At 61.4% G+C, this 25919-nt stretch carries 18 protein-coding genes; 6 read left to right on the top strand and 12 right to left on the bottom strand.

Going from position 1 to position 25919, the window contains the following annotated elements:
- Positions 1-349 precede the first annotated feature (349 nt).
- The 9 genes from NUV89_RS15400 to NUV89_RS15360 all read right to left on the bottom strand — a co-directional run bounded on the left by NUV89_RS15400 (position 350) and on the right by NUV89_RS15360 (position 9773).
- Positions 350-1651 carry a carbohydrate porin gene (locus NUV89_RS15400; protein WP_257781991.1) on the bottom strand — a complete coding sequence of 434 codons (1302 nt, stop codon included), beginning with the start codon at positions 1649-1651 and terminating at the stop codon, positions 350-352.
- A 205-nt stretch (positions 1652-1856) separates the two neighbouring features.
- Positions 1857-2627, bottom strand: a complete 771-nt coding sequence (locus tag NUV89_RS15395) for an SDR family NAD(P)-dependent oxidoreductase (protein ID WP_257781990.1) — start codon at positions 2625-2627, stop codon at positions 1857-1859.
- A gap of 28 nt (positions 2628-2655) precedes the next feature.
- Positions 2656-3714 (bottom strand): L-rhamnose/proton symporter RhaT, encoded by a 1059-nt coding sequence (gene rhaT, locus NUV89_RS15390; RefSeq protein ID WP_257781989.1) that lies wholly within the window; start codon positions 3712-3714, stop codon positions 2656-2658.
- A gap of 40 nt (positions 3715-3754) precedes the next feature.
- Positions 3755-4075, bottom strand: coding sequence for an L-rhamnose mutarotase (gene rhaM, locus NUV89_RS15385; protein ID WP_308220197.1), 321 nt, complete (start codon positions 4073-4075; stop codon positions 3755-3757).
- Positions 4075-4950 carry an amidohydrolase gene (locus NUV89_RS15380; RefSeq protein WP_257781987.1) on the bottom strand — a complete coding sequence of 292 codons (876 nt, stop codon included), beginning with the start codon at positions 4948-4950 and terminating at the stop codon, positions 4075-4077. Before NUV89_RS15380 ends, rhaM begins: the two co-directional genes overlap by 1 nt.
- Before the next feature lie 70 nt (positions 4951-5020).
- Positions 5021-6454 carry an aldehyde dehydrogenase gene (gene aldA / locus NUV89_RS15375; RefSeq protein WP_257781986.1) on the bottom strand — a complete coding sequence of 478 codons (1434 nt, stop codon included), beginning with the start codon at positions 6452-6454 and terminating at the stop codon, positions 5021-5023.
- A gap of 10 nt (positions 6455-6464) precedes the next feature.
- The gene (locus NUV89_RS15370; protein WP_257781985.1) at positions 6465-7265 is read right to left on the bottom strand and encodes an HpcH/HpaI aldolase/citrate lyase family protein; all 801 of its coding nucleotides are present in this window, start codon (positions 7263-7265) and stop codon (positions 6465-6467) included.
- Positions 7266-7276: 11 nt separating this feature from the next.
- Positions 7277-8461, bottom strand: a complete 1185-nt coding sequence (rhmD, locus tag NUV89_RS15365; protein ID WP_124529790.1) for an L-rhamnonate dehydratase — start codon at positions 8459-8461, stop codon at positions 7277-7279.
- 16 nt (positions 8462-8477) lie between these two features.
- Positions 8478-9773: an MFS transporter gene (locus NUV89_RS15360; protein ID WP_257781984.1), complete on the bottom strand. Its 1296-nt coding sequence runs from the start codon at positions 9771-9773 to the stop codon at positions 8478-8480.
- A gap of 117 nt (positions 9774-9890) precedes the next feature.
- Here NUV89_RS15360 and NUV89_RS15355 point away from each other — a divergent pair, with 117 nt between their 5' ends.
- The 4 genes from NUV89_RS15355 to NUV89_RS15340 all read left to right on the top strand — a co-directional run bounded on the left by NUV89_RS15355 (position 9891) and on the right by NUV89_RS15340 (position 12688).
- Complete coding sequence (locus NUV89_RS15355; protein WP_257781983.1) at positions 9891-10820, top strand: LysR family transcriptional regulator; 930 nt, start codon at positions 9891-9893, stop codon at positions 10818-10820.
- Positions 10821-10912: 92 nt separating this feature from the next.
- Positions 10913-11419: a sigma-70 family RNA polymerase sigma factor gene (locus NUV89_RS15350; protein ID WP_124529796.1), complete on the top strand. Its 507-nt coding sequence runs from the start codon at positions 10913-10915 to the stop codon at positions 11417-11419.
- Positions 11416-12324: a FecR domain-containing protein gene (locus NUV89_RS15345; RefSeq protein WP_257781982.1), complete on the top strand. Its 909-nt coding sequence runs from the start codon at positions 11416-11418 to the stop codon at positions 12322-12324. Before NUV89_RS15350 ends, NUV89_RS15345 begins: the two co-directional genes overlap by 4 nt.
- Before the next feature lie 148 nt (positions 12325-12472).
- A complete protein-coding gene (locus NUV89_RS15340; protein WP_003173733.1) occupies positions 12473-12688 on the top strand; it encodes a molybdopterin-binding protein in 216 nt (71 codons plus the stop codon).
- Positions 12689-12733: 45 nt separating this feature from the next.
- Here the strand turns inward: NUV89_RS15340 and NUV89_RS15335 are convergent, their stop codons facing one another.
- A complete protein-coding gene (locus tag NUV89_RS15335; protein ID WP_257781981.1) occupies positions 12734-17137 on the bottom strand; it encodes a dermonecrotic toxin domain-containing protein in 4404 nt (1467 codons plus the stop codon).
- A gap of 492 nt (positions 17138-17629) precedes the next feature.
- Here NUV89_RS15335 and NUV89_RS15330 point away from each other — a divergent pair, with 492 nt between their 5' ends.
- On the top strand, positions 17630-21862 hold the full coding sequence (locus NUV89_RS15330; RefSeq protein ID WP_257781980.1) for a hypothetical protein: 4233 nt from the start codon (positions 17630-17632) through the stop codon (positions 21860-21862).
- A 61-nt stretch (positions 21863-21923) separates the two neighbouring features.
- Here the strand turns inward: NUV89_RS15330 and NUV89_RS15325 are convergent, their stop codons facing one another.
- Complete coding sequence (locus NUV89_RS15325; protein WP_257781979.1) at positions 21924-23069, bottom strand: MalY/PatB family protein; 1146 nt, start codon at positions 23067-23069, stop codon at positions 21924-21926.
- A gap of 139 nt (positions 23070-23208) precedes the next feature.
- On the bottom strand, positions 23209-23871 hold the full coding sequence (locus NUV89_RS15320; protein ID WP_257781978.1) for a M10 family metallopeptidase C-terminal domain-containing protein: 663 nt from the start codon (positions 23869-23871) through the stop codon (positions 23209-23211).
- A 255-nt stretch (positions 23872-24126) separates the two neighbouring features.
- Between NUV89_RS15320 and ggt the strand changes: the two genes are divergently transcribed.
- Positions 24127-25851 carry a gamma-glutamyltransferase gene (gene ggt, locus NUV89_RS15315; protein WP_257781977.1) on the top strand — a complete coding sequence of 575 codons (1725 nt, stop codon included), beginning with the start codon at positions 24127-24129 and terminating at the stop codon, positions 25849-25851.
- Positions 25852-25919: the final 68 nt, after the last annotated feature.

Here is a 25919-nt window from a genome sequence, read left to right as displayed (position 1 = left end):
CGGCACCGTCGAGGCGGTCCATGTTGGCTTCGGTGGCGTGGCCGGCGTTGGCGCCCTTGATCACCGCTGCACCGGTGTCTTCGTTGTCGACTTCATCCCAACTCAGCATTGAAATACTCCTTCCTGGTCTGTTCTGACGGCGTGTGAACCCGTCCAAAAATATGCGGTTTGCAGGCTACTAGGCATTGAAATACTGCGCAGAGTGTGGTCGGTAAATACCGATGCTGCACACTATGTAGTGGTCTGTTTTGTTTGTGGGCACACTATATGGTGTGTAACAGGACTGGTCAACGCACAAGATGTGCGGTCTTGGGTCGCTGCCAGTCTTGAGTTACGTCAGGACCGGGGGTTAGAAATCCGCGATAAATTGCACACCACCCACCACCGCACCCCGGGTTTGCGTGAGCCCACCCGGGTACTTCACGTATTGCAGGTTGGGCCGCACCATCAGCCATTTTGTCGCCTGCACGCCGTAGTTGATCTCGTAGCTGTATTCGCGGCGTTGCTCGGGGACATAGAGCGGGTCGTCGATGGACGTGACGGCATTCGCCGCATTGAGCATCTGCGTATTGCGTGTGTAACGCTCGCTGACCTGCAATTTCGAAGCGCCCACGCCGAAGGTGTCGTCGGGGCGGGCATCGAACGGGCCTCGGTAAATCAAGCCGACCTGGATCAGGTTCTTGATCACGCTTTTGTCCGGGTCGTTCACCGTGAGGTTGGCGAACACGTTCAGACCGCGCTGGTTATTGCCGTCTACGGTGGTCAATTGCTGCTGGCCCGACAACCACCAGCCACTGTTGCTGGAGTACATCCGGTAAGGCTTTTGCGTGCTGGCGGCGTAGTTGCCGTCGGCGTCCTTGAGCATGTCCTTGGTGTCGGCGTTGGCGTAGTAATAGCCGGCGTGGTACTCCGAGTTCAGCCCATCAATGTGCCCTTTCCAGATGGCTTCGATGGGGAAGCTAGTGCCTTGGGAGCCGCTGATAAACGGTTTGAAGCCGTTGCTGGCTTCGGCGTTGCCCGGGTTCTTGTCATACGCGCCGATTTGCAGGGCAAACTCGTCCGTGAACTGGTACTTGGCGCGCACCGCCCACTGGCTGATGGGGAAGCTGTTCCATACGCCGTTCCAGTTGCCTTCCTGGGAGCCGCACAGGGTCACGTTCTGGAACTCGCAGGGGAATTGGTCGAAGTCTTCGCCGTGGCCAAAACGCCCGAGTTTCAGGGCGAATTTGCGCTCGAAGAACTTCTGTTCGTACCAGAACTGCGACAGCCGCCAGGCATTGCCGCCGCCGAACACTTCCATGGTCGAGGTCAGCCCGGTGGCGTTGGGCTGGTGCACGCGGTCGTTGGTGATGTCCTTGCCATGGCGCTCGCCGATGCCGATGCGCAAGGTCGCGTCCTGCCAGCCGAGGAGTTTTTGCAGGTCCATGTCCACGCCGAGGATCAGTTGGTCGCTCCAGCGCGCGGTGGTGTGGGAGTCGTAGCCGCCACCGAGGTTGGAGCCGACTTCGCCGACGTATTTGAGGGTGAAGTCGTAGCCCTGTTCGGCCAGTTGCGGGCGCAGGCCGTTCCAGTCGCCGAGCATCGCGGGGGCGCTGTAGGCGCAGGTGGAGAGGGCACTACAGAGCAGGGCCAGGGGGTAAGTGGTGCGCATGGGAAAGCTCCTTGGATTGTTGTTTTTATTGGAAAATGCACAAATTTCAGGCACACAGAGGCCCCCTTGTGGGAGCGGGCTTGCTCGCGAAAGCGGTGGGTCAGCCATGAACCTGCTGACTGACACACTGCATTCGCGGGCAAGCCCGCTCCCACATTGGAATTGCTTCACATTGGAACTGTGGTGTTCGGGAGCGGGCGGGGGGTTACTGGAGGTTTACGTAAAGACCACCATCGACGAGCAAGGACGCCCCCGTCACATACCGCGCCATGTCCGAGGCCAGGAACACAATCGGCCCCGCCACATCATCCGGCTCACCAAGTCGGCCCAGCGGCGTGCGCGAGGTCATATAGGCGAGCTTCTCCTCATCCGCCAGATCCTCTTTATTGATGTCGGTAGCAATCGTCCCCGGCAGCACCGAGTTGCAACGAATCCCGTACGGCCCCAGGGCAATCGCACAGGATTGCATCAACGAATGCAGGCCGGCCTTGGTCGGTGTGTAGTGGGTCTGCATGCCGCCGCCCACCAGGGCGCTGATGGAGCTGACCGCAATGATCGCGCCGCCACGGCCTTGGTCTTTCATCTGGTTGGCCGCCGCCTGCACGGCGAAGTAGGCGCCGTTGAGGTTGGTGTTAACGGTCTTCAGGTAGACCTCGCGGGGCATATCGAGGAACGAGTGGAACGGGCAGATGCCGGCGTTGTTGACGAACACATCGACGCTGCCAAAGGCCTCTACCGCGCCGGCCACCAGCTTGTCGCCGGTGTCCGGGTCGGCTGCGTCGCCGCCCACTTCGATGGCTGCGCCGCCAAACGCCTCTATCTCTTCGATCAACGAATACGCGGCGTCACGGCCCTGGCCGCTGCCGCTGTGGCCGATCACCACGCGGGCGCCCTGGCGTGCACATTCACGGGCGGCGGCGCGGCCGATGCCCCGGGAGGCACCGGTGATGATCACGGTTTTATCTGCAAGCAACATAACAACACTCCTTGAAAAATAAGCGGCCTCAGCCGAGGTAATTGCCGTAACCGACCATGGCGATGGCGCCGAGGATCACCGCGATGCCGGCCACCAGCACGCCCTTATTGGCGGCGCTGGTGCCGTGCCATTCGCGGAAATACAGGCCCCAGCAGTTGGACACGATGATGATGAACGACATGTGCAGCACCCACGAACTGGCGTCGTTCTGCAGGCGGCTTTCGCCCATGCCGTAGAAAAAGAACTGCAAGAACCACAGCGTGCCGGCGATGGCCACCAGCAAGTAATTGCCCAGCAGCGGGGTGCTGCGGTCGGTGTAGTTGTGGAAGGTGCGGTTGCGCCAGTTCAGCCACAGGCACCAGAGGCCGTTGGTGGTCAGGCCGCCCCACATAATCACCATAAAGGTCACGTTGTTCTGGAACAGGCTGTTGGCGCCATGCTCCACCGCCGCGGCGGCGAGTGGGCGGCCAGCAGAAATGCCGTAGCTGAAACAGGCACTGAGCACGCCCGAAATCACCGCCACCAGCATGCCCTTGCCCAGGGAAAACTCACTGACACTGGCGAACTTCACCGCCTGGGACACTTCCCGTTCCTTTATCAAGCCGGCCTTGCCGCACACCGCGATGCCCACCAGCGACACCGCCACGCCCCACAACACCCAATGGCCGCCCTGGGAGGCCAGCATCGAGGTCAGGGTGCCTTCGCTGGCGTCGGTGAACAGGTCGCGGTACAGCGCCGGCATCAAGGCACCGAGGGCCGAGGTGAGGCCCATGATTAGCGACATGCCCAGGGACAGGCCGAGGTAGCGCATGGTCAGGCCAAAGGTCAGCCCGCCGATACCCCACAACACGCCGAACATATACGTCCACAGCAGCGTGCTGGTGTCGGCATCGCGCAGGATCTGCACCCAGCCCGGCACCGTCAATTGCGCGGCAATCAGCGGCACGATCAGCCAGGACACCAGGCCACCGGTGATCCAGTAGCTTTCCCAGGCCCAGCCGCGGACCTTCTTGTAGGGGATGTAGAAACTGCCGGAAGCGAAGCCGCCGATAAAGTGCAGAATCACACCGAGGAGAATGATTTCCACGTAGTCGAATCCTTTTTATTGTTGTTGTGGGCTCTGTTGGTCAGGGGCGCGTGAGGTGGAACATGGGCTGGAGATCGACACTGACCGGCGAGGCATCCGCGTGGCTGGGCATGATGTCCTGCATGTGGTTCCACCAGCGCTGCATCAGTGCGGTGCCGGGCAGTGCATCGAGGCCGTGGGTGTCTGCATGGGTCAGGACGGCGAACAGTGCGTTGGCCGGTTCGTCGAGGAAAATCCGGTAATCCACCACGCCGGCATCCAGCAGGGCCTGGGCCAGTTCGGGCCAGATCTCGTCGTGGCGCTTGCGGTATTCATCGGCCTGGCCGGGGTTGAGGTTCATGCGAAAGGCGCGGGTTTGCATCATTGCGCTCCAGGGGCGGGGGTGTAGATCCGCACGGCGTTGTGCACGAAGAATTTGCTTTGCACGGCTTCGGGTTTGTCGGCCATGCAGCGTTTGACCAGGCCCAATGTCGTGGCGAAATCCGCGAGGTGATCGCTGTTGGGCCAGTCGCTGCCAAAGAAGCAGCGGTCTTCACCAAAGGCCTCCCACAGCACCGCCAGGCGGTCGTGGTAGAACGCCGTGTCACCGATCAAACCCTGGGGGCCGACTTGCGGGATTTCCGCCATTTTGGCGAACACATTCGGCCGCTCGGCCAGGCGCAACAGGTCGGCGTGATAGGCCGTTTCTTCACCGGCTGGCACCTGGGCGTTGGGCAGGTGATCGACGATGATGCGCAGCTCGGGCAAGGCATCGCTCAGGTGCAACAAACCTTTGATCAAACGCGGGTTCGGGTTGGCGCTGTCCAGGCTGCGGCCGGTGGCGGCGAGTTGGCGCAGGCCGTCGATAAAACCGGGGCGGGTCTGGTCCAGCAGCAGGTCGCGGTCCCACAGGTTGCCGTAGCGCAGGCCGAGGAACAGCGGCTCGTCGGCCAGCGCTTCAAGGTCACGGGCGAAGTCGGCGTGCAACGGGTCGAGGTTGCCGACAAAGCCGAGCATGCGCGGGTCGCTGCGCAGGGTGTGCAGCAGCCAGTGGTTGTCGTCGCGCCACGGGCTGGCTTCCACGGCAATCGCGCCGACCACGTGGTGCGGCGTGGCCAGCGCCCAGTAATCCGCCGGCAGATGCGCGGCGTACAAGCGGTTGCCCGGTTCGGGCCAGGGAATGCCTTGGGGCCGGCGCGGGTCGAACAGGTGCAGGTGGCTGTCGATGATCGGGCCGCTGTAGGGCGTCAGGGGCATGGGGCAGTCCTTATCGGAAGCACATTGGGAAGGGCCCGCACGCTACCGCGAGCGGGCCCGTTTAACCAGATCAGCTCTGCAGGTACACCACGTGGGTATGGGTGTATTCGTACAGGCCATGCTTGCCGTCGGCACCGCCGATCCCGGATTTGCGCACGCCGGCATGGAAGCCCTGCATGGCTTCGAAGTTCTCGCGGTTGACGTAGGTTTCACCAAAGTCGATTTCGCGCACCGCGTGCATCGCCTTGCCCAGGTCGCGGGTGTAGATCGACGAGGTCAGGCCGTAGTCGCAGTCGTTGGCCATCGCGATGGCTTCGTCGAGGTCATCGACGATCTGGATCGGCAGCACCGGGCCGAAGATCTCTTCGCGCATGATCTCCATGTCGGCGCGGCAACCGGCCAACACGGTTGGCTGGAAGTGAAAGCCTGCGCCCAGGTCGGCAATCTGCCCGCCCGTGACCAGGGTGGCGCCCTGGCTCAGCGCGGTGCGCACCTTGCGATTGACGTTGTCCAGGCCTTGGCGGTTGATGAGCGGGCCCATTTCCACATTGGCCTGGGCCAGCGGGTCGCCGTAGCGCGTGGCGGCCATGGCGGCGCTGATGCGCTCGATGAACTGGTCGGCGACCTTGCGCTCCACGTACACCCGCTCGGCGCAGTTGCACACCTGGCCGGTGTTGATGATGCGCGACTCGCGGATGGCCTTGACCGCCAGGTCCAGGTCGGCGTCGGCCAGCACAATGGCCGGCGCCTTGCCGCCCAGTTCGAGGTTGAGCTTGGTGATGTTCGGCGCGGCGGCGGCCATGATCCGCGAACCGGTGGCGACGCTGCCGGTAAAGCTGACCATGTCCACGCCTTTGTGCGCGGTGAGGGCGCCGCCGACCTGGCCGTCGCCGCACACCACGTTGAACACGCCGGCGGGCAGGTCGGTTTCGGCGACGAGCCTGGCGAATTCAAAGCAGTTGTTCGGCGTTTCTTCGCTGGGCTTGATGACGATGGTGTTGCCGGTGAGCAACGCCGGCGCCAGTTTGCGGGCGATCAGGAAGAACGGGAAATTCCACGGCAGGATGCCGGCCACCACGCCCAGCGGTTTGCGGAACAGGAAGATATTTTCGTTCGGGCGGTCGCTGGTGATGATCTCGCCTTCGATGCGTCGTGCCCACTCGGCCATGTAGTCGAGGTAGTCGGCGGTGAAGTTCACCTCGACTTCGGCCAGCCCGCTGACCTTGCCTTGTTCCAGGGTGATGGTGCGCGCCAGGTGCGCGACGTTTTCACGCAGCTTGGCGGCGATCCGGCGCAGGTGCCCGGCGCGTTCGATGGCCGGTTTGCGCGCCCAGTCTTTTTGCGCGTTGCGGGCGGCAGCGAGAGCCTGGTCGACGTCGGCAGCGGTGGACGCCGGCACCTTGGACAGCAGCGCGCCAGTGGCTGGATTGAGCACATCAATGTGCGCGTCGCTGGCAGTAAAACGACCGTTGATGAAGTTCTGGTACACGGGAACGGATGACATGGGCAGCTCCTTAGTAGGTACGCGACGGGGCTTTGTTTTCGGCCAACGGGCGATAGCGGGCGAGGGTGGCCAGGGCGCTCTGGCGCAGCAGGCTGATGTCGATGGCCACCGCGATAAAGCGGCAACCCCAGGCCTGGTAGCGGCGGGCGTCGTCTTCATTGGGCGCGAGGATGCCGCAGACCTTGCCAGCGGCGAGGGTCGCGTCCACCGCGTGCTTGATGCGCTCCTGCACTTCGGGGTGGCCGGGATTGCCGGCGTGGCCGAGACCGATGGACAAGTCGGCCGGGCCGATGAACACCGCGTGCACCCCTTCGACGGCGGCAATCGCGGCGACGTTTTCCACCCCCAGGCGCGACTCCACTTGCACGATCAGGCACAGCTCTTCATGGGCGGTGGTGAGGTAGTGGTCGACGCCGTCCCAACGGGTGGCGCGGGTCAAGCCGCCGCCGACGCCACGGATGCCGTGGGGCGGATAACGCATGGCGCGCACCAGGGCCTGGGCCTGTTCGGCGGTTTCGACCATGGGGATCATCAGCGTCTGCGCGCCAACGTCGAGCAGTTGCTTTATCAGGTGGGCGTCGCCATTCACCGCACGCACCACCGGCGCGGTGGCGTAGGGCGCCACGGTCTGCAATTGGTTGAGCACGCTGGGCACGGTGTTGGGCGCGTGCTCGCCGTCGATCAACATCCAGTCGTAACCGAGGCTGGCGACGATTTCGGCGGCGTAGCCCGTGGCGAAACCGGCCCAGATGCCGTACTGCGTCGCGTCGTTGGCTAAGGCGGCCTTGAAGCCGTTGCGGGGCATGTGCATGGCAGGTTTCCTCAGCGGTTGTAGGGACGGTGCAGTTGGCAGTCCGGGTTCAGGTCAACGCCGAAACCGGGTTTGTCCAACGCCGACAGACGCATGCGCCCGTTCACCGGCACCGGCTCGCCGAGCAGTTGCGGGTGGAACATCGGCACCACTTCATCGGCCTTCGGCGCCATCATCAGGAACTCGGCGAACGGGCTGTTATGGCGGGTGGCGACGAAGTGGTAGCTGTACACCGACGAACCGTGGGGCACGACCATGGCGTTGTGCGCATCGGCGAGGGCGGAGATTTTCACCAGTTCGGTGAGGCCGCCGCACCAGCCGACATCCGGCTGGATAATGTCGCAGCAGCCCATTTCGAGGAGCATGCGGAAACCCCAGCGCGTGGCTTCGTGTTCGCCGGTGGTGACCAGCATGCCCTTGGGCACGTTGTTGCGCAGGGCGGCGTAGCCCCAGTAGTCGTCCGGCGACAGCGCTTCTTCGATCCACTTGAGCCCGTGCTCATGGGCGCCGATCGCCAGCTTGGTCGCGTAGTTCAAGTCCAGGCTCATCCAGCAATCGAGCATCAGCCAGAAGTCCGGGCCGACCCGCTCGCGCATGGTGGCCAGTTCTTCGAGGTTTTTGCGCAGGCCTTCTTCGCCTTCGCTGGGGCCGTGGTGCAGGGGCATCTTGCCGCCGATAAAGCCCATCTTCTGCGCCAGGTCGGGGCGTGCGCCGGTGGCGTAGAACTGCAGTTCATCGCGCACTGCGCCGCCGAGCAGGTGGTGCACCGGTTCCTGGCGCAGTTTGCCGAGCAGGTCCCACAGCGCCAGGTCGACGCCGGAAATCGTGTTGATCACCAGGCCCTTGCGCCCGTAGTAGAGGGTGGATTGGTACATCTGGTCCCAGATCTTTTCGATGTCGGTGACGCGGGCGCCTTCGATGAACCGCGCCAGGTGTTTCTCGACGATGTACGCGGCGGGCTCACCGCCGGTGGTCACGGCAAAACCCACGGTGCCGTCGCTGGCTTCGATCTCCACCACCAGCGTGCCGAGCACGTTGATGCCGAAGCTGCGGCGGCTCTGGCGGTACTCCGGGTATTTGCTCATTGGCGTGGAGATATGGTCGTCGATCCAGTGGCCGTCGCCCTGGTCGTGGTAATCGGCGCCGCCGCCGCGCAATACAAAGGCGCGCACGTGTTTGATGGTGAGGTTGCCCATGGTGTGACTCCTGGAGTTAAACAGTGGCCGGCGTGTTCGACGCTTTAGGGCCAGGTGAATGGATGCCCAGTACCAGCAACGCAGCCAGTACCGTGGTGGCGGACAGCAGGTACAGACCGGCCGCCGGGGAATGGAAGGCGCCTTCGGCCCAGTGCTTGAGCACCGGCGCGATAAAGCCGCCGAGGGCGCCGAAGGAATTGATCAGCGCGATGCCGGCTGCGGCGGCGCTGCCGGCCAGGTAGCTCGATGGAAAGGTCCAGAACACCGGCTGCACCGCAATAAAACCGGAGGCGGCAAAGCACAGGGCGAGCATGCCCAGCAGCGGGCTGGCGAAGGTCACCGAGCAGGCGATGCCGGCGGCGGCCATCAGCAGGGTCAGGCAGGCGGTTTGCCGACGCAGGCCGCTGCGGTCGGAATAGGCCGGAATCCACCAGGCCGCAAACAGCGCGCACACCCAGGGAATCGCCGAGACCAGCCCGACCATCAGGCCGACCTTGGTGCCGAGCAGGCCACCGACCTGGGTCGGCAGGTAAAACACCACGCCGTACACACTGGCCTGGATCAGCAGGTAGACCAGGCACAGGTACAGCACCGACGGTTGGCACAGCACGTTGAGCAGGCTGCGGCCGTGGGAGGTTTTGTGTTGGTCTTCCTGATCCAGCAGGGTTTGGATTTGCAGGCGCTCGTCGCTGCTTAGCCACTTGGCATCGGCGGGGCGGTTGTCCAGGTAGAAGTAGGCCCAGATGCCCACCACCGAGGCCATCAAGCCCTCGACGGCGAACAGCCATTGCCAGCCGTGGACGCCCGCCCAGCCGTCCATTTCCAGGAGTAGGCCGGACAACGGGCTGCCGAAGATAAACGCCAGCGGCGCGCCAAAGTAGAAGAAACCCATGGCCTTGCCGCGCACGGCCTGGGGGAACCAGTAGGTGAGGTAGAGGATCACGCCGGGGAAGAAGCCGGCTTCGGCCACACCCAGCAGGAAGCGCAGGATGTAGAAACTGGTCTCGTTGTGGGCAAACACCATCGCCGCCGAGATCAGGCCCCAGCTGACCATGATCCGGCACATCCACAGGCGGGCGCCGACACGGTGCAGGATCAGGTTGCTCGGCACTTCCAGCAGCGCGTAGCCGACAAAGAACACACCGGCGCCAAAGGCAAACGCGGCATCGCTCAAGCCGGTGTCGGCCTGGAAGGCTTGCTTGGCAAACCCGACGTTGGCGCGGTCGAGAAACGCCATGATGTACATCAGCAGCAGGAAGGGCAGCAGCCGCCAGGAAATCTTGGCGAGCAGGGGCGCGGGCAGGGTTTTCATAGGGGCAGTCCAGTGTTTTGTTCTTATGGGCCGGACTGTACGGCGGCCGAGCAATGCGCTACAAATCGAATCTCGCTTACAAGTGATAACCTCAGGGTATCGATAAGAAGGGTGAAAATGCGCAGTCCCAGCCTGTTCAACCGTTTGCGCTACAAGCACCTGCATATGCTGGTGGCCCTCAGTTCCAGCCAGAACCTGCACCGGGCGTCCCAGGCCCTGAACATGTCGCAACCGGCCGCCACGCGCATGCTGCGGGAGATCGAGGACATGTTTGGCTGCGACCTGTTCGAGCGCCTGCCCCGGGGCATGCGCCCCACAGCCTTGGGCCAGGAGCTGATCCGCTTTGCCGAATCGGCCCTCAGTGGCCTTGACCGTTGCGCCGAAGACTTGATGGCACGCCAGCAGGGCGGTTATGGCTACCTGTCCATCGGCACCATCATGGGCGCCGCGCCGGACCTGGTGATGGACTGCATCGCGCAGATCAAATCGCTCAACCCGCAACTGCGTATCCGCATCATGGGCGACACCAGCGACCAGGTGATCCAACTGCTGGAACAGGGCCGCATCGACCTGGCCATCACCCGCCGCAACGCCGCCACCGACAGCGAGCACTACAGCTTCGAACCCCTGGGCAACGAACGCATGCTGGTGGTGGTGCACGCCGGCCACCCGCTGGCCCAACGCGAGCACGTGGCGCTGGCGGAGTTGGTGCGCGACTGGCCGTGGATTCTGCAACCGCAAAGCAGCCCGGCGCGGATCGGTTTCGATCAGGCGCTGCAAGACCTGGCGTTGCCGAGCCCGGCGGACATCATCGAATGCAGCTCGGTGTATTCCATGCAGCAGCTGATCCAACTGACGGACGCGGTGATGGTGTTGTCGGAAAGTGCCCTGCGCGACTACCTGAAAATGGGCCTGGTGGTGGCCCTGCCGGTGGCGCTGGATGTGCGCCTGGCGCCGTTCGGCCTGCTGTTGCGCAAGGGCGAAGGGGTGGGGCGTGAGTTGGCGTTGTTTATTGACTTGCTGCGGCAGAAGGCTGCATTGCTCTAAACATCGTGTTGAAAAGATCGTGGTATGCCGTAGCGATATTAAATAGAATGAATCTCATTTGAGACACAATCGCGCCGCGCAGGTTGCTTGCCATGAATGATGTTGTCGCCCCCGAACTGACGCTGTCGAGCCTGTACCGCGACCACCGCAGTTGGCTGGAAAGCTGGCTGCGCCGGCGCCTGGGCAATGCCTGGGATGCGGCGGACCTGAGCCAGGATACGTTTCTGCGGGTGCTCGCCAGTGCCCAGCCGATTGCGCAAATGCAGGAGCCACGGGCGTACCTGGTGACGGTGGGCAAGCGTTTGCTGGTCAACTTTCATCAGCGCCGCAGCCTGGAACAGGCCTATCTGAATGCGCTCGCCAGCTTGCCCGAAGCCTGCGTGCCGTCCCCCGAGCAACGCTGGCTGCTGCTGGAAACCCTGCAAGCCCTGGATGAATTGCTCGATGGCTTGCCGGTATTGGTGCGCCGCGCGTTTTTGTGGAGCCAGCTGGAAGGCTTGGGTTATCGCGAGATCGCCGAGCGCCTGGACGTGTCGGAGCGCACGGTGAAACGCTACATGGCCCAGGCCTACGAACACTGCCTGCTGGTGGACCTGTGAGCCGTGACGTTGCCCGCGCGGCGGCCCGGTGGTTGGCGCTGCTGGAGTCCGGCACCGCCACCGAAGGGGATCACGCCGCGTTGCAACACTGGCGCGACAGCCATCCGCAGCATGAACAGACCTGGCAGAAAGCCCAGGCCTTGCGCCAGCGCTTCGGCGGCTTGCCCCAGGCGCTGGCGATGGCCAGCCTCGACCGTCCGCAACCGGGCCGGCGTGCCGTGCTCAAGCGTGCGCTGGGTGTGGCGGCGCTGGTGCCGGCGGCGTGGCTGATAAGCCGCCAGTTGCCCATCGAGGCGTGGCGTGCCGATATGCACACCGCGACCGGTGAACGCAAACGCTTGCCGCTGGCCGATGGCAGCACCCTGCAACTGAATACCGCCACGGCGCTGGACGTGGACCTGGCGCAGCGGCGCATCACCTTGGTGGACGGCGAACTGGCGTTGAACGTGCCGGGTACGGCGGCGATGACGGTGCATACGCGTTACGGCGAACTGCGGGTCAGCCAGGCGCAGGTGTGTGTACGGCAACTGGCTGGCGGGTGCCGGGTATCGGTACTCAAGGGGGCGGTGCAGGTGCGTGATCTCAATGGGCAATGGGCGACGCTGCACAGTGCCCAGCAAGCACCCTTGAACGCCAGCGGCCTCGGTGCCTGGGTTGCGTTTGATGTCATGCAACTGGGCTGGCGCGACGGCGTGCTGACCGCACAGGACCAAGGGCTGGGGGATTTCCTGCGCGAGCTGGAGCGCTATCGTCCTGGCGTGTTGCGCTGGGCGCCGCGCCTGGAAGCGTTGCGGGTGACCGGCAGTTTTCGTTTGGACGACACCGACCGGGTCCTCAACCTGCTGGCGTCGACCCTGGGTTTCAAGGTGCAGGCGCGTACGCGGTATTGGGTCACCCTCAGTTGAATCCCATGGGTTGGGTGCGAGCCACTTCTATATATCTATAAGCTATAAATAAAGAGTTATATATTCCTTTTAAGTTTTCCGCCGCTGCGGCATCTTGAGGGCCTGCGCATTCGTGCGGATTGACCCAACAGCCTAAAGGAAAGCCGACATGACCATTAAAGCGATCAACGTGCGCAACCAGTTCAAGGGCGTAATCAAGGAAATCCTGCTGGGCGAAGTAGTGTCCGAGATCGACGTGCAAACCGCGTCCGGCATTGTCACTTCGGTGATTACCACGCGCTCGGTACGGGACCTGGAATTGAAAGTGGGCAGCGAAGTGATTGCCTTTGTGAAGTCCACGGAAGTGTCCATCGCCAAGCTGTAAAGGATGGCCCCCGCACGCCGGCGGGGGCCTGCGAACCTGCGCGGGTCAGTCGATCCGCTCAAAGATCTGTTGGATCATCTCTGGACTGAACACGCCTTTGCCGGTGCCGTCGATCAGGGTGAACGTGCCATCGGCGTTGACCTGCACCCCTGACGAGCTGGCAATGCTCACCGAGACGCCGGGGCGTTCCTCAAGCAGGGCCTTCAGCGGCTGTCGACCGTGGAAGGTTTGCCCGATCACCGTGGCCATGCCTTGGGTGGACTGGGTATCGACGCCGCCTACCAGAATCACCTTGCCGCCGTTTTTCAATGAATCTTGCAGCTTTTCCAGCACGCGCCGGGTGCTGCCATCCAGTAAACCAAACTCCAGGTTGCTGCCGGTCAGGTGCAGCAGCGTGCGCGTCTGATAGATGCCGTCCTTCAAGTCGGTCAGCACCGCGAGGGCCGAGCAGTCGCTCAGGCTTCGGGTCGATAACGGGGCGTTGCCTTCGCTCAGGGTCACCGACTCGCCCATGGCGACAACATGGGGCGCGGCGGGGGCCGGTGGGCGCGGCAAGCCGTAGGGCCGTTTCGGCTGGTTGACGAGGGTGTCCATCCATTCAGGGTCCAGCGGGCTCATATTGGCGTTGGCGCCGGATCGAATCCTCCAGCCGTGCTTGTCCCACGTTGCCAGGGTGGTTTTCAGCTGCTGCGTGTAGTCGCTTGCGGGGCAGGCGATGCCGGCCCAGGGATCGACAATCCAGGCATCGGCCCAGATGCTCTCCGAGAAATTCACCGTGTCACCGACCGGCCCGCTGGGGCCGCCGATCACGGTGAACGAATGGGCGTCACCGGCGCCCCATTCGTAGGCCCTGCCGCCGCTTTTGTTGATGATGTCCCGGGCCAGAAGGGCCATCTCGCCGCAGTTGCCGGCCCCGGTCTTGATGATGAGGTCTCCCGCATTGGGCGCGTGCAGGTTGGCGGTGCGCAGCAGCCATTCGCGGGTCATGTGGGCCGCATCGGCACGGGCCAGGTCCGCCGCTGAACGCACTTGGTTGCCCGGCCCAAGGCCGGTGGCGGTGAGGGCTTGGTCCACCGAGGCTTTGGCGTTTTCGGCATAGAACTGGTTCTGTTGCTTGGTCGGCCAGGCAGCGAAGTCTGCGGGTTTTTCCAGCGGCATCACCTTGTTGGGGCGCAGGGCGATATCCGGGGTACGGATGGCACTGGCGCGTTGCAGTTGGTAGACCACTTCACGCTGTTGCTCCTCGGTCAAACCTTTGCAGGCTTGCTTCAATTGATCGAGGTCGGCTTGGGTATAGCCGGCTTTTTCCAGTTGGCGGTAGGCGTCTTTGAGCGTGGGCAATGCCACCAGATCTGCGTCCAGGCTTTGCGCGCCTTTGAACAGGCTCATGAATGCGCGATAGTCCTGCACCAAGGGCAAGTCCAGGGTGCTGCATTTTTTGAAGTTCAGCTCAGTGCTGTTGCCTTTGCCCAGTGGCGCGTAATAGAACTCTGCGGTATCGGCCTCGACCACCAGGTATTGCCGCGTGCCCTGTGTCACGACCACGCCTCGGAGCTGACGCTGATCGTCGCTGACGTTGCTGATCTTGTTCAGCTTGACCACGCGCGTCTGTTGGGCAAACGGCCCCACGGGTTCGCCGGCGTTGAAGCCAAACCCCGGTTCCTTGACCAGCGTGCCGCGGATACGGGGCCTGTAGATGATGCGTTCGGTGCTGGGCACCGGCAGCAGTTGCGGGCCGGTTTCGCCGTCGATCACCTTGTACAGGCGTTTTTCGTAGACCACCTGGCGTGCCTTGTTGAACAGGCCGACTTTGGCCGGGAACAACCGTACATGCTCCAGTGCCTGCAGCTGCGCTGCGTCGCCGGGCAGGTCGGCGATGAGTTTGGCGAAGCATTCGGCGTTGGCGGCGCGCCGGTTGCGGCCACCTGTGGCGGGCGCCGGGCAAATGGCCTCGACCTCCTCAAGGGGCGCGGCGCTATGGCCTGATTCCAGTTCGGTCAACTCACCGGGCCTGGCGTTTTGATAGCGATAGACCTTGTCGCCGTCCACCATGTCATAGCCGTTGCTGCGGGGCAGGGTGTAGGCGCTGTCACTGATGGGGTGGTCAATGACCTGAGCCTGGCGGCCATCGGCGAACACTTCCCGGCGCAACGGTTGCGTGACGGGGGCTTCAAACGCCTCTTCCTCGGCGATGCCGCCGCCCAGGGAGAACAGGGTGTTGAGTGCGCCGTCGAGGGCGCTCGAGGTGCCTTGTTGGCGTTCTGCCTGGGTGTCGCCGGAAATGGCCTTCTCCGTTCCCAGTGTGGTTTGCGCCACCCCGATGGCCACGGCGGTGCCGACGACAAGGGGCTCGCCGATCACCGCAAACTTGGCCATCAGCCCCGCTGCGGCCGTCAGGTCGTTGAGCCAGGTGTCGCGGGTGACTTCGCTGTTGGACTTGATCGCGACGTCTGCATCACTGGCCATACGCCGTTGCGTGTTGTCCTTGATGATGCTGAACACATCGCCCTCGACCCGCAGGCGCCCGCTGTCAATGACCACGCCTTCGTGGTGGCTCCAATAGTCGTTGCCCAGGTACTTGAGGGCGCTGTCCACGCCTTTGCGCGACTGGCGGTCGCCGCTGATAAAGGAGGCGAAGTCACTCCAGAACCCTACGTCGTCGTCCTGGCGATCCCGCAGCGAAAAGTGCGAGGCCAATGCCTGGCGTTTGTGCGGATCGTTGCCTTGCTCCTTGACCCATTCATCCAGTTCGTCGATGGAATTGAAGCGCAGAAACGCCGGTGCATGGCCGGGGACGTAGAGGATTTGCGTGGTGTGATCCGCGGCGCTGAACCGCAGGATGTCAGTCGATGGGCGGCCGTTGATATCCAACAGATGAGTCCTGACAACGCCCTTGACCGGCGCGCTGGCGCGCAGTTGTTCAAGGGTCAGGGGTTGCGTTTCATCCTGTGGCAGGTTGGCTACGGCGTTCATCACTAACTGATAGTCGTCGCGGGTGAAACTCGCTTGGCCCGCGTTGAGTTGTTGGCGTGCCTGGCTGACAAACTCGCCTTTTAATGTGGCGCGGTAGTCGTCACCGTGCTTGCTCCAGAACGTTTCCTGCTGGCGGGTGAACACACCTTGGAAATCGGTTTTCCAGCTCTGGTGCATGACCGCCGACGCCAGCAGCGGGAATTGATTGTGCGCGCCATAACCGCCTTTGGTGCTTTGCCCCGCGCCAACGGTGTACAGGCCGGAATATGCATCCATGTTGCCTGGCAACCAGTCGTCCTCGCTGAAGTTGCTGAGCAGCGCATCCGGCAACTTCTGCGAGCGCCACGGTTCTTGCACTGGCCACTCCCAGCCGTTGAGGGTGGCGGCGGAATGGCCGCCGCCCTGGAATCGGTTCAGGTAGACCGTGTCGGCGTCCACGTGGGTTCCGGTCAGCTTGAAGAGGATCGCTTCGGCCCATTTCTTGGCCTCTTCACGCACCCTGGGGAGTGCATCGTGGGTGGCGCGCAGCATTCGGCTGTAGCGGTTTTTTTCGCGTTGCGCGCGGGCCTGTTCCAGGGGGCTGTCACGTAGCGTCTCGATCAAGCCCTTCAACGCTTCCAGGGTTTTGGGCAGCGCAGCGCCGGAGCCGGTGATGAAGTGCGCGGCGTTTACCGTGGAATTGGTCGCGCCCGGGTGTGCCTGGGCAAACGTGGAACCCGGGTGAACGCGGACTTGCAGGGCCCTCAGGTCGCGCGCGAGGACCTCTGGCGTCACGGCCGGGGTCGGCAGCTTGGCCATCAGCCGCGTGAGGTGATCGAGCAGGGTGTGGCGGTCGTGGATGTCGCCGACGATCCGTTGTTGTTCGGCCAGGGCCCCATCCCCGCGCAAAGCGTCATCGCGGGGGATCGTGGTCAAGTCCTGGAGGCCGTCTGGCGGTGCGGAGGGGTTGATCCCGTAGAAGCGCAGCACCTCATGGAAATGCACAACGCTGTAAGGCTTGTGCGGGTAGTTGAGAAACCGCCCGCTGGTCGGTGGCCAAAAACCCAGTGCGCGCACGACCTGGATCAAGGGGCCTGCCACAGCCGCGAAACCCGAGTCGTCGGTCAGAGAAAACTGCCGGGGCTGGCTCTTGATGAACACATGCAGGGTGTTTTTGCCGGGGTCGAAACGCACTGTCGAGGGTGAAATATCCAGGTCTTTCATCCAGCGCTGGAAGTCTGGGTGGCGCAGGGCGTTGTCGAGTTGGGATAGACACACGCCCAGGGTGGACTCCGGCGGTATGTTGAACAGCGAGTCCGGGCCGGACAATGGGTAGTGGAACGGCGCAGGGCCGATGCTGTGCGCCAGTTGCTGGTCGGCCGCGGCCCTCGGATCGGCATGGGTGGTGTAGCGGGGGAGGTTGGCCGGCACGTCACCGGTATAGGACTCGATGACGTACTGCGTAGGTGGCGTGATGTTGCGGACCGGAAACGACATGGGATAACTGACTCCGCGGGGATTTGCGAAAAATAGAGGGGTTCCCTGTATGTCTCGCAAACCGGTTGAGCGGTTCCGCCCGGTTTTAGCGGTTTTGTAAGCTTTGCGCCGTGTGCTGAGGCGGTGTGCGGGGAAGGGCTTTCTAACTGAGCGGGCTGGTGAGGCTCGGCGCGGAAAAGTCCGATAGTCGCCCTGAATGCACGCTTGGTAGGTTGGCCTGAACCAGGACTGTCAGCTACAGGGACGATAGGTTTCATAACTCTGCCAGAGCGGTCATTTATGCAAATATCTTCCTCTGTTAGCGTGCCGTCGCCGGTATTTTCCACCTCGCCCGTGGGTGACACTGGCGTACACACTCCTGAACAAGCGCATGCGCCAGCGGCTCGTCGCACGCCCCGGCAAGTTTCGGGGCAGGCTCAGCCCCCCCTCTCCGCCAATATTCCGGATGCCGAAGTTCCCCCGCTATTTCTAGAAAAAGTCAACGTGGCCAAAATGGAATCCACCCGCAGTGAGTTCATGCAAGGCTATAACGCGCACAATTCAGTAGCGCTGCCTGGTTACTTCCCGTCAATGAGTGACACGGCGCTCATGCGGATAGCGCTGGACCAAAAGCTAACGGCGAAGCAAACCGGGGCTTTGCAACGCATGGCAGAGCAGCGTGTTATCAACGGCTCTCAAAACAATGTGCGAACGTTCACGAAAGTCATCTCAGGCAGAGGCATAAAGGTAACGCCTTTGTCGCAAAGCTATTACCTGTCCATGGTGAACCGGCTGGCGGGAGGGGAATGTGCAGGGCTGTCACATCTGATGTCTCTGGCGGTGGCGGAGGGTAAGCAACAGACTTTTATGAGCAATATCTACTACGCCGTTACCAACCCGGATACGCCGGATTCCCGGGCGTTCTTTATGAAAATTGCCGAGGTGCAAGCCCGGTTGAAATATCCTGGGTTTTCCCATGATCCTGCCACCGTGAAGCTCGGTACTCATACGGACATCGCCCCCCAGCTTATCAATTCGCCAACCTCTAAGACGATCCTGATTAGCAGTGATGAACATCGTCTGACCGCTGGCGTGATTGTTGACCCGGATGGGAAACGAAAGTATTACTTTGTAGACCCCAACCATAGTTATACGGAGATTGATACTGGTGATGTAACTACGACCAATGCTTTATTTGAAGACGTAATGAAAAAAGTGTTTACCGATCCCGGGTTGAACGGGTTCATTAAACCTTTGAAAGGTTTTCCGAGTCATCAGCAATACCTCATCAGTGTGTTTAATCGTGACTATGTTGCAGGTATAAACGGCAGCACCAACGATATCAAGTTCATGTACGAACGTCCCTTGGGTGGGCTGAGCGATATCAATGTGCTGAAGGGGGTACGGTTACCGACGGTAGATGATTCTCGCCTTAAAACCTATTCCCCTGAGCAAGGCGCTGTAGGGGACTACGACCTTGTGCTGCAGAAGCTGGATAAAATGCAGACCAGTCGCGGGGTACCGCAATACCATGACGCGATGGCCGCGCTGGACTCAGTCAGGCTCTTCATTGCCATACACCCTGGCTCGAGCCTCGTGCCACCCATGCAGGCACTCGGGCAGCGCTTGGAGAGGGTTATCAATGAGGCGGCAGCGCCCGCGGAGTATCCCTATGTCTTTGAGCGTATGGAGCGCGATAGGGTGCTTCTGGTCGAGGACAAGGTCGGCAAGCCGAAGCATTTTCAGAGTGACACTATTGAGGGCAAGACCGTTGACCTAAAGAGCAATGGAGGGGGCGATCCCGCCCGGGTAACTCGTGTGGGCGATGCCGTAAAAGAAGCATTGCAGAAACTCTCGCAAAGCGACCCGGCCACCGCCCAGGCCGTTGGCGATAAACTCAGGGTGATTATCGCCAACCCAGGCGATCAACCCGAAACACGGCTGTTGTTTGACACCCCGCCGGTCTTGGTCATTGGTGATGATTTTTTTACCACGCCGTCTGCGAATGACACCACTGTTGCCGATCGAATAGGGGGTCAGGCTCAAGCGCGTGGAGGCGACGCTCAAGCACAGAGGCAAGGGGCACTGGTTGCGGGCAAGCTGGGGATGCTCGGTTATTACAAGGCGGACTCCACGGGGTTTTTGGAGGTCGTCAATAACAAAGAGACCTTTCGCGATGGTGGCGACAAAGTAAGCCCACGCGCGACCCGAAGTGCTGGGGACTTTATGCAGGAGTCTTTCACCGCACGCCTCTACGATGGAACGCTCGACAGCACCACCGATGCCTCACTCAAGCGACTGTTCTCTCCCGCCACAACGGCCTCGCCGTCCACCAGTACCGCGTCCCCCAGCAATCCGTTGCCGCCCACGCCACCGGAGACGCCGAACACGCCGCTGCCGGATGCGCCGAGCACATCGCCCTCTACAGTAAGGGCCATTGAAGCGTCTGAAATAAAACGTCTGCAAGCCCTCGACAGCAGTCTCCCGCCGATTCGAGTCGGGGAGGTGGAAGTCAGTCGGGTCGAACTCTACAAAATGGGGGTTCATGCCCAGGGCAAGCCGATTGAGAGCGCGTTGACCACGGATGCACAGGGTCATATCAGCGCAGACGTGGAAATCGACTACGTGCGCTTTTTGGCTTATATGGAAGGACAACCGCCTGAGATCGGTGCGAGCGCATCGCGTGTTGTCAGTGAAGTAGCGGCCATGCGCAAACCTGACACGACAGCTGTGTTTACCCGCAAGGATGGTGGCCTTATACCTGAGCAGCTGCAAAAACATGTCGATGCCACGTCGCGGCAGGCTGCTGCCATACGTGAATTGGAGCGCAGCGGTAAACCACCGCCTGCCGATTTTTTCTCCCCGCCAAAATCGGGCAACCCTGGCGGGAAGACTCAAACCGCTGGGCTTGGGTTCCAGGCGTTCAGTACGTCCCAGGGGCTGCGCGCGTCCATCGATGCGCTGCAACGCGGGGATACGACGGCGGGGGCCATCGGTTTGGGCGCCGTGGCGTCGGACTACGTGGGTATGTCGGCGGAAGCGGGCATTAACAAGCTTGCGAAACATACGATCAATAAAGTGTCTGGGCCCATCCTGGGGTTCCAGGCAAGCACCATCGGCAAGTTGCTGGGTAAAGCCGCTGGAGGTGTCGGGGCGATATTCAGCGTGCCGTTTGATATCCACAACGCTGTGGATTCGTTTAACAAGGCTGCCAATAGTACGGGTAAAGAGGCTCAAGACCATTACGTCAACGGTGCATTTTCCGTGGCTAGCGCCGCAACGTCCATCGCATTGGCGGCGGCATTCATGGCGGGAGCCAGTTCTGCCGGCCCTGTGGGGCTCGTTGTGGCAGCGGTGCTGATGGTGGCACAGGCGGTTTATTCGGCTGTACGTGTCGTGGAAGACATTGACGAACTAACGCCGTTGACAGGGGGACAAAAGTTTACCGTTGGGTTGGGTTCGTTCCTGGGCCTCCAAATACCATTTAAGATATTAAAACCGTATCTGGAGGTTAAGTACCGCAAGGCCTATGAGACCACTCAAGAGACCAAGCACAAGAAGTTTTTGGAGGGAGCGGGAAAAGAGTTTTTTGAACGGGTTGTCTATGGCTCGTTGGGTGTAGACGTTAAATCAAATTCGGTAAGGGTGCCTTATCCGACTTATTTTACGTACAGTCCGGGTCATGGCATAGCGGATGCCATCACTGACGGAATACCTGGCTACGAGACGGACGTTGAACAGCACCATGGCAACGATATTATTACAGCCCCTCGTCAATCATGGGCGCGCATGCGTTACGTCGTGGAAGGAGAGCCAGGGCCAAACAAAGCCACGCTATGGGACATCGGCGGCGGTGATGACGGGGTGAAGGGCGTGCAGGAGAAACCCAACTATTTCTTGATGGGCGGGGGCAAGAAACTGATCAGCGGTGGGGATGCCGACGATACATTCATCTTCAGTGGCGATGCCCATCAGACACTCAAGCAAGTGAAGGAAGTCGGAGAGGTTTGGGATGACAGAACGGCTGGGTTCGGCAAACGTTCAACCGAACTCTGGGGGGAAGGTGGCAGCAATACGCTGATGTTCAATGGTGAACTAAATACCGACCATACTGAACGTAATGTGACGAGAAGTTATCGTTATTCCGGGCACGTCATTGACTTCAAGACGGGAACTATTGCAGTAAGTGCTGAAGACCCGCAAGCAGACGGTGCCACGCCCATTGCGCGGTTTCACTCATTTTCCAACGCCATCACGGTGGAGGGTGGAAAGAGTTATATCGTGGGCGATGAACAGAGTAATACATTTACTCTAAATGGTAAGAAGGATGTGGTGCTGACCGGTCAGGGTAACAATGTCGTTATAGTCAATGGTGGCGCTACGGTTGTCGGAGAGGGCGGTCCCAATACTTATTATATTAACAAGGGCGATCAGGAGGTGGTCATCAAAGACCCGAATGACAGTGTTGTCCGGCTGGATTACAGCGCCTCTCAAGTCTCGGGTTGGAGCGTTTCACCCTCGGGTGAATTAACCGTAAACCTGAAGGGTGATAAGCCTGGAGAGGAGCGTAAGCTGACTTTCCAAAATGCTTTTTCCGACGAGGCGGGGGGTGAAAAGGCACGACCTAAATTCATCACCAACGACGGCGTGATGATGACGATCACCGCCCCGTTCCAGGCGGATTCAACCATTCGGGTACCGAAGGTGAGCAGTCTGAAGGTTCAAGCCGATAAACCCTTGGCTTAAGTAATGCCAAGGGTGAGGCAATGCCATCGACGGGCTGGCAATGGGTGGGTGCCAGTCCGTTTCAGCGGGCTTTCAAGCTGCGCTCGATGCGTTGCAGGCCTTCCTCCAGCATGGCCCTTGGGCAACCGAAATTCAGGCGCACGAATTGCTGGCTGTCATCGCCGAACTCGATCCCGGCGCTCAAGCCGACCTTGGCCTGTTCGAGGAAGAACTGCTGCGGGTTTTCCAGGCCCAGGGCAGTGCAATCCAGCCAGGCGAGGAAGGTGCCCTGGGGCGCATGCATGACCACGCCGGGCAAGCGGGTTTGCACGGCATTGAGCAGGTAGTCGCGGTTGGCTTGCAGGTACTGCTTCAGCGCTTCCAGCCATTCGCCGCACTGGCTGTAGGCAGCGCGGGTGGCTTCCAGGCCCAGGGGGCTGACGCTGTCGACCATGCCGCAACGGGCGTTGTTGAAGCGCTCGCGGATCTCGGCGTTCTGGATCACCGCAAAGCAGGTCTTCAAGCCGGCAATGTTGTACGCCTTGCTCGCCGACATCAGTGTGATGGTGCGCTCGGCGATTTGCGGGCTAAGGCTGGCGGTGGGGATGTGACGGCGGCCGTCGAAGCATAGCTCGGCGTGGATTTCGTCGCTGATAATCAGCGCGCCCTGTTCCAGGCAGGCGTTGGCCACGGCCAGCAATTCTTCGCGGAGGAACACCTTGCCCATGGGGTTGTGCGGGTTGCTCAGCAACAGCGCGCCGGCGCCGGCCAGGGCGTCACGCATTGCGGGCAACGGGGTCAGGTATTCACCGTTGCTCAATTCAAATGGCACTTCGATTTTCGGCAGGTTCCAGTGCCCCGGGGCCAGGCGGATCGGCCGGTAGTTGGGGGTTTGCAGCACCACTGGCTGGCCCGGTTGCACAAACGCATGCAGGGCCATATTGAAACCCGGCTCGACACCTGGCAGGAACAGCAGGTCTTCGGGCTGCACGCGCCAGGCGTACTTGGCCCACAGGTCGGCGACGATGGCTTCACGCACATCCGGGCCGGCCACGCTGTAGCCGAGGATCTGCTGGTCGAGTCGCGCGCGCAGGGCCTGTAACACGGCGGGCGGGGCGGCGATGTCCATGTCGGCGATCCACATCGGCAGGACGTCGGCCGGGTAACGGTTCCATTTGGTACTGCCTGTGCCGAGGCGGGGGTGGATCGTGTCGAAATCAAAGCTCATGGGTGGGCTCGTGGCTGGGGGCGCTAGAATGAGGCTGATTCTAGCGTCATTATTTCTATAGGCCACAGCTTATTGATTGACGGCAAGATCCGGGCGCAGCGGTGTCCCACCGGCCCAGAGGTAACCCATGCCCGATGGGTCAACTGGTGACGTCGGCCTCTGTGATTCTGGCGTGTTGGATTTTAAGTTTGAAGTCTGCATTTCCATCGCCATCGGTATCGACCAGCAAATAGCTGGTCCCCAGGTGTGGCGACATCTCGCCTGGGCGATGAATGATCATTGCCTGTCCCGGCTGGCCGGAAAATTCCTGGACGAAGTCCAGTTTGGACTTACCGGCGGGCGTTAAATTGGACACATCAATCTTGTCTTTGCCGACCACGAAATTGTTGATTGAGTCGGGATCGTCGGGTGAAGAATCCGCCGCGCTGCTGAAGCCGAAAATGCTCTTGCCGCCTTCGGCTTCGGTGGTGCCGCTGTACATGTATTGTTGGCCGGAAAGCCCGAGGATCACATTGTTTGCACCTTTTTGCCCCACCAGGTGCTTCTGTCCTTCAACTTCGCTGTGCACCAGTTTGTTGGGGTGAGCACTTTGACCTTCCCCCAAGGGCTGCTGATTGATAATGGTTTCTTTCAATGTAATGACGCGGCCGCCAAAGGCGATGTGCATCCTGTTATCGGCGGGCGGATCGGAAGGGGCGGGACTATTGGTCGGCGTCAAGTCCCAGACATCGGCAATATTGACGGTGGGTATATGTGAGGTCGCGGTCGGGCGACTTTGGTTGCTTATTCCGTAATGACTCATGGCAGATACGTCTCTCGGTTGATTGGGTATCTTGCTATTGGCGCAGTGCTCGGAAACGTTCCATCGCTATTGCGGCTTCCCAGGCATCGGGGCTTGGGCATTGCACGCAATCGGGGGTAGGTATTTTCCGGCAAGCCAACGCCCCCATTCGGGGTGTCTGTGACCGACAGGTTCTGTAATAAAAACGCCATTGCACTGGGGATTAAATCGACGGCGGGCTATTTTGGTGCATCTCAATAACCAGAGTAGCCATGGATGAAATACCAACCCTTCAGCCGTACCCTGATCGCCACCGCGCTGGTGTTGACGGTCAGCGGTGTGCAAGCCGCGTCGCAAGCCCCAGTGGCGGGCGAAAATGGCATGGTGGTCACCGCCCAGCATTTGGCCACCCATGTGGGCGTGGATGTACTCAAGGCCGGCGGTAACGCCGTGGACGCGGCCGTGGCCGTGGGTTATGCGCTGGCGGTGGTGTACCCGGCAGCGGGCAACCTCGGCGGCGGCGGTTTCATGACCGTGCAATTGGCGGACGGCCGCAAAACCTTCCTCGACTTCCGCGAAAAAGCCCCATTGGCGGCCACCGCCAACATGTACCTGGATAAAGACGGCAACGTCATCGAGGGCCTCAGTGCCAAGGGCCACCTGGCGGTCGGCGTGCCGGGCACTGTCTCGGGCATGGAACTGGCCCTGAGCAAATACGGCACCCTCAAGCGCGCCCAGGTGATTGCCCCGGCGATCAAGCTCGCGGAAAACGGCTTTGCCCTGGAGCAGGGCGATATCGACCTGCTGCACACCGCCACCGGCGAGTTTGAAAAAGATAAAGACATGCGCGGGATCTTCCTGCACAACGGCCAGCCGATGCAGGTCGGCCAGAAGCTGGTGCAGAAAGACCTGGCCAAGACCCTCAAGGAAATTTCGGCCAAGGGCAACGACGGTTTCTATAAAGGCTGGGTAGCCAAGGCGCTGGTGGATTCCAGTCAGGCGGGCAAAGGCATCATCACCCAGGCCGACCTGGACACGTACAAGACCCGCGAACTGGCACCCATCGAGTGCGACTACCGTGGCTACCACGTGGTCTCGGCACCGCCGCCGAGCTCCGGTGGCGTGGTGATCTGCCAGATCATGAACATCCTCGAAGGCTACCCGATGGCCGACCTTGGTTATCACTCGGCCCAGGGCCTGCACTACCAGATCGAAGCCATGCGCCACGCCTACGTGGACCGCAACAGCTACCTCGGCGACCCGGACTTCGTGCAGAACCCCATCGCCCACCTGCTGGACAAGGACTACGCCGCCAAGCTGCGCGCCGCCATCGAGCCGCAAAAGGCCGGGGATTCCCAGGCGATCAAGCCGGGCGTCTCGCCCCATGAAGGCAACAACACCACGCACTATTCCATCGTCGACAAGTGGGGCAACGCGGTCTCGGTCACCTACACCCTCAACGACTGGTTCGGTGCCGGCGTGATGGCGAGCAAGACCGGGGTGATCCTCAACGACGAAATGGACGACTTCACCGTCAAGGTCGGCGTGCCGAACATGTACGGGCTGGTGCAGGGCGAAGCCAACGCCATCGCCCCGGGCAAGGCGCCGCTGTCGTCGATGAGCCCGACCATCGTGACCAAGGACGGCAAGGCGGTGATGGTGGTGGGCACGCCGGGTGGCAGTCGCATCATTACCGCGACGTTGCTGACGATCCTGAATGTCATCGACTACAAGATGAACATCCAGGAAGCGGTGGATGCGCCACGTTTCCACCAGCAGTGGATGCCGGAAACCACCAACCTGGAGACCTTTGCGGTGAGCCCGGATACCCAGAAGATCCTCGAAAGCTGGGGCCACAAGTTCGCCGGGCCGCAGGATGCCAACCACTTGGCGGCGATCCTGGTGGGTGCGCCGTCGCTGGGGGGCAAGCCGGTGGGGAATAACCGGTTCTATGGGGCGAATGATCCGCGTCGTAACACAGGCCTGTCCTTGGGCTACTAACGCGGTCAAAAATGTGGGAGCGGGCTTGCTCGCGAATGCGGTGGATCAGCCAATATATCGTTGCCTGA

Origin of the sequence: Pseudomonas sp. 18.1.10 (genome assembly GCF_024655625.1) — a bacterium.
Taxonomy (GTDB): domain Bacteria; phylum Pseudomonadota; class Gammaproteobacteria; order Pseudomonadales; family Pseudomonadaceae; genus Aquipseudomonas.
This window is presented reverse-complemented; position numbering and strand designations above follow the sequence as displayed.

What these genes read in the sequence shown, in the direction of transcription:
- NUV89_RS15335 (WP_257781981.1), bottom strand. Translation starts at nt 17,137, where the DNA reads ATGTCGTTTCCGGTCCGCAACATCACGCCACCTACGCAGTACGTCATC.
- NUV89_RS15380 (WP_257781987.1), bottom strand. Translation starts at nt 4,950, where the DNA reads ATGCCCCTGACGCCCTACAGCGGCCCGATCATCGACAGCCACCTGCAC.
- rhaM (WP_308220197.1), bottom strand. Translation starts at nt 4,075, where the DNA reads ATGCAAACCCGCGCCTTTCGCATGAACCTCAACCCCGGCCAGGCCGAT.
- NUV89_RS15400 (WP_257781991.1), bottom strand. Translation starts at nt 1,651, where the DNA reads ATGCGCACCACTTACCCCCTGGCCCTGCTCTGTAGTGCCCTCTCCACC.
- NUV89_RS15370 (WP_257781985.1), bottom strand. Translation starts at nt 7,265, where the DNA reads ATGCACATGCCCCGCAACGGCTTCAAGGCCGCCTTAGCCAACGACGCG.
- rhmD (WP_124529790.1), bottom strand. Translation starts at nt 8,461, where the DNA reads ATGGGCAACCTCACCATCAAACACGTGCGCGCCTTTGTATTGCGCGGC.
- NUV89_RS15360 (WP_257781984.1), bottom strand. Translation starts at nt 9,773, where the DNA reads ATGAAAACCCTGCCCGCGCCCCTGCTCGCCAAGATTTCCTGGCGGCTG.
- NUV89_RS15320 (WP_257781978.1), bottom strand. Translation starts at nt 23,871, where the DNA reads ATGAGTCATTACGGAATAAGCAACCAAAGTCGCCCGACCGCGACCTCA.
- NUV89_RS15325 (WP_257781979.1), bottom strand. Translation starts at nt 23,069, where the DNA reads ATGAGCTTTGATTTCGACACGATCCACCCCCGCCTCGGCACAGGCAGT.
- NUV89_RS15350 (WP_124529796.1), top strand. Translation starts at nt 10,913, where the DNA reads ATGAATGATGTTGTCGCCCCCGAACTGACGCTGTCGAGCCTGTACCGC.
- aldA (WP_257781986.1), bottom strand. Translation starts at nt 6,454, where the DNA reads ATGTCATCCGTTCCCGTGTACCAGAACTTCATCAACGGTCGTTTTACT.
- NUV89_RS15395 (WP_257781990.1), bottom strand. Translation starts at nt 2,627, where the DNA reads ATGTTGCTTGCAGATAAAACCGTGATCATCACCGGTGCCTCCCGGGGC.
- ggt (WP_257781977.1), top strand. Translation starts at nt 24,127, where the DNA reads ATGAAATACCAACCCTTCAGCCGTACCCTGATCGCCACCGCGCTGGTG.
- NUV89_RS15340 (WP_003173733.1), top strand. Translation starts at nt 12,473, where the DNA reads ATGACCATTAAAGCGATCAACGTGCGCAACCAGTTCAAGGGCGTAATC.
- NUV89_RS15330 (WP_257781980.1), top strand. Translation starts at nt 17,630, where the DNA reads ATGGAATCCACCCGCAGTGAGTTCATGCAAGGCTATAACGCGCACAAT.
- NUV89_RS15355 (WP_257781983.1), top strand. Translation starts at nt 9,891, where the DNA reads ATGCGCAGTCCCAGCCTGTTCAACCGTTTGCGCTACAAGCACCTGCAT.